At 69.8% G+C, this 7,088-nt stretch carries 5 protein-coding genes and 1 pseudogene; 1 reads left to right on the top strand and 5 read right to left on the bottom strand.

Annotation, left to right across the window (positions count from 1 at the left end; all coding sequences use genetic code 11):
- Nucleotides 1–37: 37 nt before the first annotated feature.
- Nucleotides 38–256 (top strand): HflX-like GTP-binding protein, encoded by a 219-nt coding sequence (locus tag MFF42_RS14245; RefSeq protein ID WP_373875183.1) that lies wholly within the window; start codon nucleotides 38–40, stop codon nucleotides 254–256.
- Here the strand turns inward: MFF42_RS14245 and MFF42_RS14240 are convergent.
- From MFF42_RS14240 to MFF42_RS14220, 5 genes and pseudogenes are all read right to left on the bottom strand, one after another.
- A pseudogene (locus tag MFF42_RS14240) lies at nucleotides 196–735 on the bottom strand (HflX-like GTP-binding protein); the annotation flags it as partial. The gene MFF42_RS14245 and the pseudogene MFF42_RS14240 overlap by 61 nt on opposite strands.
- 118 nt (nucleotides 736–853) lie before the next feature.
- On the bottom strand, nucleotides 854–1,108 hold the full coding sequence (gene hfq, locus MFF42_RS14235) for an RNA chaperone Hfq (protein WP_003600267.1): 255 nt from the start codon (nucleotides 1,106–1,108) through the stop codon (nucleotides 854–856).
- 224 nt (nucleotides 1,109–1,332) lie between these two features.
- Nucleotides 1,333–2,703 (bottom strand): nitrogen assimilation response regulator NtrX, encoded by a 1,371-nt coding sequence (gene ntrX, locus MFF42_RS14230; RefSeq protein ID WP_238256320.1) that lies wholly within the window; start codon nucleotides 2,701–2,703, stop codon nucleotides 1,333–1,335.
- Nucleotides 2,700–5,099, bottom strand: a complete 2,400-nt coding sequence (locus MFF42_RS14225; RefSeq protein ID WP_238256319.1) for a sensor histidine kinase — start codon at nucleotides 5,097–5,099, stop codon at nucleotides 2,700–2,702. Before MFF42_RS14225 ends, ntrX begins: the two co-directional genes overlap by 4 nt.
- A 64-nt stretch (nucleotides 5,100–5,163) precedes the next feature.
- Nucleotides 5,164–6,801 carry a DEAD/DEAH box helicase gene (locus tag MFF42_RS14220; protein ID WP_238256318.1) on the bottom strand — a complete coding sequence of 546 codons (1,638 nt, stop codon included), beginning with the start codon at nucleotides 6,799–6,801 and terminating at the stop codon, nucleotides 5,164–5,166.
- Nucleotides 6,802–7,088 lie beyond the last annotated feature (287 nt).

The raw sequence follows: 7,088 nt of genomic DNA, 5'->3' as shown, positions 1-7,088 counted from the left end.
CGGACTCATCAAGGCCGAGGAGATCGGTCTCGTGGTGATGGATTGTGCCCTCTCGCCGGTGCAGCAGCGCAACCTCGAGAAGGCCTGGGGTGCGAAGGTCATCGACCGGACCGGCCTGATCCTCGAGATCTTCGGCCGGCGCGCCTCGACCCGCGAGGGCACGCTCCAGGTCGAGCACGCCCACCTCGCCTACCAGAAGTCCCGGCTCGTCCGCTCCAGGTGGGTCCAGGAGCGGACGAGCCGGGACTTCTGGTAGGCGAGGTGGGCGTGCTCGACCTGGAGCGTGCCCTCGCGGGTCGAGGCGCGCCGGCCGAAGATCTCGAGGATCAGGCCGGTCCGGTCGATGACCTTCGCACCCCAGGCCTTCTCGAGGTTGCGCTGCTGCACCGGCGAGAGGGCACAATCCATCACCACGAGACCGATCTCCTCGGCCTTGATGAGTCCGGCGACCTCCTCCACCCGGCCCTTGCCAAGATAGGTCGAGGGGCGCGGGCGCTGGATATGCACCGAGATCGCCCGGGCCACGTCGAGGTCGATGGCGGCCGCCAGTCCCACCGCCTCGTCGAGCCGCGCCTCGTCGGAGCGGACGGTCTCCGTCTGTCCGGGCGCGGTCCGCTGGGCGGCGCGGGTGAGGTAGGGGCCGAGGACCAGCGTGCGGGTCGCGGCGGCAATCTCGCCCTCGGGGGCGGCCTTCGCCTGCAGGCGGGCTTCGCCGGGCGGAAGGGTCTCAGTCATGGAGTCTCCGTGTCATCGTCCCCTTATGTCGGAACGATGACGCCATTTTGCATCCGCCGGCTTCCGCAAATGACGGAAACCGGCGAGCCGAGAGCAGATCAACGATGGAAGACGACGATCAAGCCTTCTCGGGCGCCGTCTCGTCGGGCTCGAACAGCTGCACCGGGTGGCCCGGCATGATCGTCGAGATCGCGTGCTTGTAGACGAGCTGGGAGTGTCCGTCGCGGCGGAGCAGGACGCAGAAGTTGTCGAACCAGGTCACGACACCTTGAAGCTTGACGCCATTGACGAGGAAGATCGTCAGCGGGATCTTGTTTTTGCGGACATGGTTCAGGAACGTGTCCTGGAGGTTCTGAGCGCGCTCGCCCGCCATTTCTTGTTATCCTTGTTTCGAGGCCGCAACCACGGAGCAGCAGGGTCCCGATGTGAGTCGCGGGCCCGCGACTCTCTCGTGCAGGGACCGCTCTGCCGGTTTATTCCATTACAGGGCGAAGCTTGCCGCGATGCAAGAGGCACCCGGCTGCGCGGAGCGTCAATATCCACCCCTTGCAACGTCTGCCGCCGCCGGTTCCGAGGGCGAACCGGCGGGGACCCCCGTCACGGACCGATGCCGAGCGACTTGAGCTTTCGGTGCAGGGCCGAGCGCTCCATGCCGATGAACTCGGCGGTGCGGGAGATGTTGCCGGAGAAGCGGGCGATCTGCGCGATAAGGTATTCCCGCTCGAAGATCTCGCGGGCTTCGCGGAGCGCGAGGCTCATCAGCTTCTCGCCGCCCGCACCCGTCGGCGTCGTCGGCACCAGGGCGCCGATCTCGGTCGGCAGCATCTCGGACGTGACCTCCTGCTCCGGATCGCTCTGGGTCAGGATCATCAGCCGCTCGACGTTGTTGCGCAGCTGACGCACGTTGCCGGGCCAGTCGTGCGACTGGAGCACCGCCATGGCGTCCTCGGCGATGCGGCGCCGCGGCAGGCCGGTCGCCGCCGAGATCTGCTCCATGAAGAACGAAATCAGCTCCGGCACGTCCTCGCGCCGCTCGGCCAGCGACGGGATCCGGATCGGCACCACCGAGAGGCGGTGGAACAGATCCTCGCGGAAGCGCCCGGCGCCGATTTCCTCGGTCAGGTCGCGGGAGGAGGACGAGATGATGCGCACGTCGACGTGGACGCGGGCGGTGCCGCCGACGCGCTGGAAATTCTGATCGACGAGGACGCGCAGGATCCGGCTCTGCGTCTCCTTGGGCATGTCGGCGACTTCGTCGATGTAGAGAGAGCCGCCATGGGCCTCCTCCAGGGCGCCGACGCGCCGCACCCGGCCCTCGCCGCCCTCGACGCCGAACAGCTCCGCTTCCATCGTCTCGGGCGTGATGGTCGCCGCGTTGATCACGACGAAGGGCCCGCTCGCCCGCGAGGAGGCGGCGTGCAGGGTGCGCGCCGAGAGTTCCTTGCCGGCGCCCGGCGCGCCGGAGATCATCACGCGGGCATTGGTCGGGGCCACGCGCTCGATGGTCTGGCGCAGCTGGTTGACCGCCACCGAGGCGCCGACGATGCGGCTCGCCTGCCCCGACCGCACCTTGAGGTCGCGCACCTCGCGCTTGAGGCGGGAGGCTTCGAGCGCCCGCTCGGCGACGAGGATCAGGCGGTCGGCCTTGAACGGCTTCTCGATGAAGTCGTAGGCGCCGGATTTGATCGCCGCCACCGCGGTCTCGATGTTGCCGTGGCCCGAGATCATCACCACCGGCAGGTCCGGGTGGCCCGCCTTGATCAGGTCGAGCACCTGCAACCCGTCGAGGCGCGAGCCCTGGAGCCAGATGTCGAGGAAGACGAGGTGGGGCCGGCGCGACTCGATCGCCGCCAGCGCCTCGTCGGAGCCCGCCGCCGTTCGGGTACGGTGCCCCTCGTCGTCCAGGATGCCCGCGACGAGATCGCGGATGTCGGCCTCGTCGTCGACGATCAGGATGTCGGCGCTCATGGCTGCATCTCCGCGACGCGTCGCGCTTCCATGGCGCCCTCCGTGTTCTTGTCCATCGTTGTCCCGTCACGCGCGTCCGGCGCCGGGGAGCGATTCCGCTCCCCTAGCGCGCCGGGCTCGGCATTGTGCCCGCCCTGTCGCCCGACTTCCCGCGGCAGCCGCATGCGGACCTGTCCGCCGCGCCCCTCCGGGTTGTCGTTCAACTCGATCCCCCCGCCATGCTCCTCGAGCACCTTGGAGACGATCGCCAAACCGAGGCCGGTCCCGCCCTCGCGGGTGGTCATATAGGGTTCGAGCAGGCGCTGGCGCCCCTCTGCCGGAAAGCCTTTTCCGTTGTCGGTGACTTCGATCACCACGAAGGCGTCCTCGACGAGGAGGCGCAGGCGCACCCAGCCCTTGCCGCCGTCGGCGGCCAGCACGTCCTCGGGCACGGCCTGGACCGCCTCGACGGCGTTCTTGAGGATGTTGGTGAGCGCCTGGGAGAACAGGCGCACGTCGAAGGCGGCGACCACCCGGCCCTGCGCGTCGGCGCCGACCGTATCGAACGGGAAATCTAGGTCGGGATGGGCCATGCGCAGCATGAACAGATTCTGGCGAGCGATCTCGGCCAGATCCTGCTGCGTGATCGCGGGCTTGGGCATCCGGGCGAAGGAGGAGAATTCGTCCACCATCCGTTTGATTTCGTCCACCTGCCGCACGATCGTGGCGGTGCACTGCTCGAACACTTCCTTGTCAGCTGTAATCACTTTTCCGTACTTGCGACGGATGCGCTCGGCCGAGAGCTGGATCGGCGTCAGCGGGTTCTTGATCTCGTGGGCGATGCGGCGGGCCACGTCCGCCCAGGCGGAGGTGCGCTGCGCCGTGACGAGGTCGGTGATGTCGTCGAGGGTCACGACGTAGCCGCGGGCCTCGCCCTGCGCCTGCTCGCTGGTGACCCGCACGGCGATGGTGCGCTCGCGCCCCCCGCGGACGAGCTGAATCTGCTGCTGCAGGGCGCGCTGGCGGCCCTCGGCCTCCGGGAACAGGGCGGCGATCTCCGGCACGACGCCCGTCAGCGGCTGGCCGACCAGTTCCCTGGCCGACAGCCCGAGGGTGCGCTCGGCCCCCGGATTGGCGATGGTGATGACCCCGTCGGCATCGACGCCGAGCACCCCCGGCGAGACGCCCGAGAGCACGGCCTCGGTGAAGCGGCGGCGGCGGTCGATCAGGTCGTTGGCTGCCCGCAGGCCGTCGTGCTGCCGGCGCAGCTCCTGCGTCATGGTGTTGAAGCTCTCGCCGAGATGGGCGAGGTCGCCGTCGGATTTCCGGGCCGGAACGCGGGCGTAGAAATTGCCCGCCGCGACCTCGTCGGCGGCGTTGATGAGCCGGCGGATCGGGGCGACGAAGCGGTTGGCGAAGTTCAGCCCGAACCAGACCGCCGAGAGCAGCGTGATCAGCGCGATCAGGATGAAGACCGAGGCGAACGCGATCTGCACGTAGCGGCGCAGCTCGTCGTAGGTCAGGTACTCGGCCGCCGCGGCGCGGGCGACGCCGGGGAAATCGATGGCGAGCTGGCTGACCTCGCGCTGCACCAGCAGCACGGCGTTGTCGTAGGCCGGCATCCGCATCAGCGCGGCGAAGACCCGGCCCTCGTTCGGCAGCAGGCAGATCGGGTCGCTCGACTTCGCCGCATCCTCGAAGGCCGCCGCCGAGGGCAGCCGCGTCTGCTTGAGCACGTCGATGTTGGCGCGCGCCACGACCTCGTTCGGCCCGCGCATGATCTTGACGATCGGCAGCCCGAGCGCCTGGGCGCGGGTCGTCATGAAGTTCTCGAACCACTCGCGGTTCACGTCAAAATTCGGCCGCGCCCGCGTCAGGTCGTCGGCGAAGATGCGGATCTCGCGGGCGAGCGACTGGCAGTGATTCTCCTGGTAGGCGTCCGCCACCTGCACGGATTTCAGCACCACGTCGCGGACCCGGTCGGTGAAGCCCAGCGACAGGCCGACATCGATCGTCACCGAGGCGACGATGGCGAGCAGGATCGTCGGCAGGATCGCGATCAGGCTGAAGAGGCCGACGATGCGGGTGTGCAGCCGCGCCACCGAGGCATGGGTGCGCCGGGCGTGCAGGAAGACCCGCGCCTCCCAGACGATCACCACCACGAGGGCGAGGACCAGCGCCGCATTGACCGAGAGGAGCGCGACGCCGGTGGTCGGCGTCCGCGTGATCTGGATGATGCCGGCCAGGATGAGGAAGGTGACGGAGGCCGAGATCAGCGCCGTGAGCACCACCGCCGCCCCGATCCAGCCCGGCCCGCGCGGCGGCGAGTCGAACCGGCGCGCGGCGGCCTCCGCTCCCTCCTCGGCGGCAGGGGCATCGGACGGCACGTCTTGGGAACGTCGCGACAGCAGCGGCATTGCTGATGCGGGGCCACAACAGTGTGGCGAAATTAATACGAATCAGCCGAGCTTGAGCCGTCGATCAGGCCGCCAGACCGCCCCAGCGGCGCAGGTCGCGGAAGCGGCGCCCATCCGAGAATTGCACCGTGACGCTCTCGGAGAGCCGGCCGGCGGCATCGATCTTCAGGGCGTCCGGCCGCTCCAGCTCGTCGGCGCGCTCTAGGGCGGCCGCCACCGACATCGGAACCGGCTTGGCGCCGCCGAAGGCCCGCCACCACTGAACCGCCTTTTCGCGGGCATGGCCCGAATCCTCGAGGCAGACCTCGACCCGGCATCCGCCGCCGCGCCAGCGCAGGGCCACTTCGAGCCGGTCCGGACCGGAACCGCCGGGGCCGCGGTCGAGGCGCCAGCCCGTCACCTCGCGCCAGGGCGAGATCGATTCGGACAGGATCGGCAGGGCATCCTCGGCGCTGGCGGCGTGGGGCGCCTCCTCGTCCTCCGCTTCGGGCTCGACCCAGCACGCGTCGCAGGTGCTGGCGTTCAGCGCGATCAGCGCGCCGCAGCCCGGGCAGGGCTTTGCCCGCACGCTGCCCGGTGCGGCGGGGCCGAGGGCGACGCTGCGGGCGGTCACGGCATCGACCGGGCCGTGCATCCGCACCAGCCCGGCATAGTCGAGCACAATCGCGTCCGCCTTGCCCGGCGCCCGGCGCAGGGCGCGTCCGACCTGCTGCACGTAGAGCCCCGCCGACTGGGTCGGGCGCAGCAGGGCGATCAGATCGACCTCCGGTACGTTGAAGCCCGTCGAGAGCACGCCGACCGAGGCGAGGCAGCGAATCTTGCCGGCGCGGAAGTCGCGCACGATGCGGTCGCGCTCGCGCTTGCCCATCTCGCCGGTGACGGTCTCGCAGGAGATGTTCTCCTGCCGAATCGCGTCGCGCACCGCGGCGGCGTGGGCGAGCCCGGCGCAGAAGGCGAGCCAGGCACGCCGCTCGCGGCCGTAGCCCACCATCTCCTCGACCGCGGCGCGGGTGATCCATTCGCGGTTGACCGCCGCCTCCAACGCCGAGGGGATGTAGTCGCCGCCGCGCTTCGGGACGCCGGAGACGTCGAGGGCGAGCGCCGTCGCCTTGCAGACGAGGGGCGCGAGGTAGCCTTGGTGGATCAGGTCGCCGACGAGCGATTCGTGGACGATCCGCTCGAACACCCTCCCCTCGCCCTCGTCGAGCCGGCCGGAATCGAGGCGGTAGGGCGTGGCGGTGAAGCCCGCGACCTTGAGATCCGGATTGGCGGCCCGCGCCGCGGCGAGGAAGCGGCCGTAGCTGGTTTCGCCGGACCGCGGCACGAGATGGGCCTCGTCGATGACGATGAGGTCGATGGCGCCGAACATGTCGGCACGGTCTCGCACCGACTGGATCGAGCAGAAGGCGACCTGCGCGTCGGCCTCGCGCCGCCCGACGCCGGCGGAGAAGATGCCGGCGGGCGCCTCCGGCCAGTAGGCCAGGAGTTCGCCGTGGTTCTGCACCACGAGCTCGCGGACATGGGTAAGGACGCAGATCCGCGCCCGCGGAGCCCGCGCCAGCCATTCGCGGATCAGGGCGGCGATGACGAGCGCCTTGCCCGCGCCGGTCGGCAGCACGACGAGGCCCGGCCCGCCGCCCCGGTTCCAATGCCGGTCAAGCGCGTCAAGGGCGGCGCGCTGATATTCGCGGAGGCGCAGCATGGCGCGCCTTTAGCGAAGCGGGGCCGTGGAGAACAGAGGAGAAACGCGGCGGTCGGGGCTGCGAATGCGGGTGAAAGGCTTCGCGCTCAAGGCACGCCGACGGGGCGCTCCTCCCCGACGCCCGTCATTCCGGGGCCGCGGAGCGGAACCCGACATTTAACCTTGATACGTCGTCCGTTTGGCCACTTCGGTTTCGCCTTCGTCATTGCGAGGCGAAGCCGTGGCAATCCAGGGCGCACCCTTTCCGGAGAGGTCGCGCCCTGGATCGCTTCGGCTCCGCCTCGCGA

This window comes from Methylorubrum podarium (assembly GCF_022179745.1).
GTDB classification, from domain to species: Bacteria; Pseudomonadota; Alphaproteobacteria; order Rhizobiales; family Beijerinckiaceae; genus Methylobacterium; species Methylobacterium podarium.
This window is presented reverse-complemented; position numbering and strand designations above follow the sequence as displayed.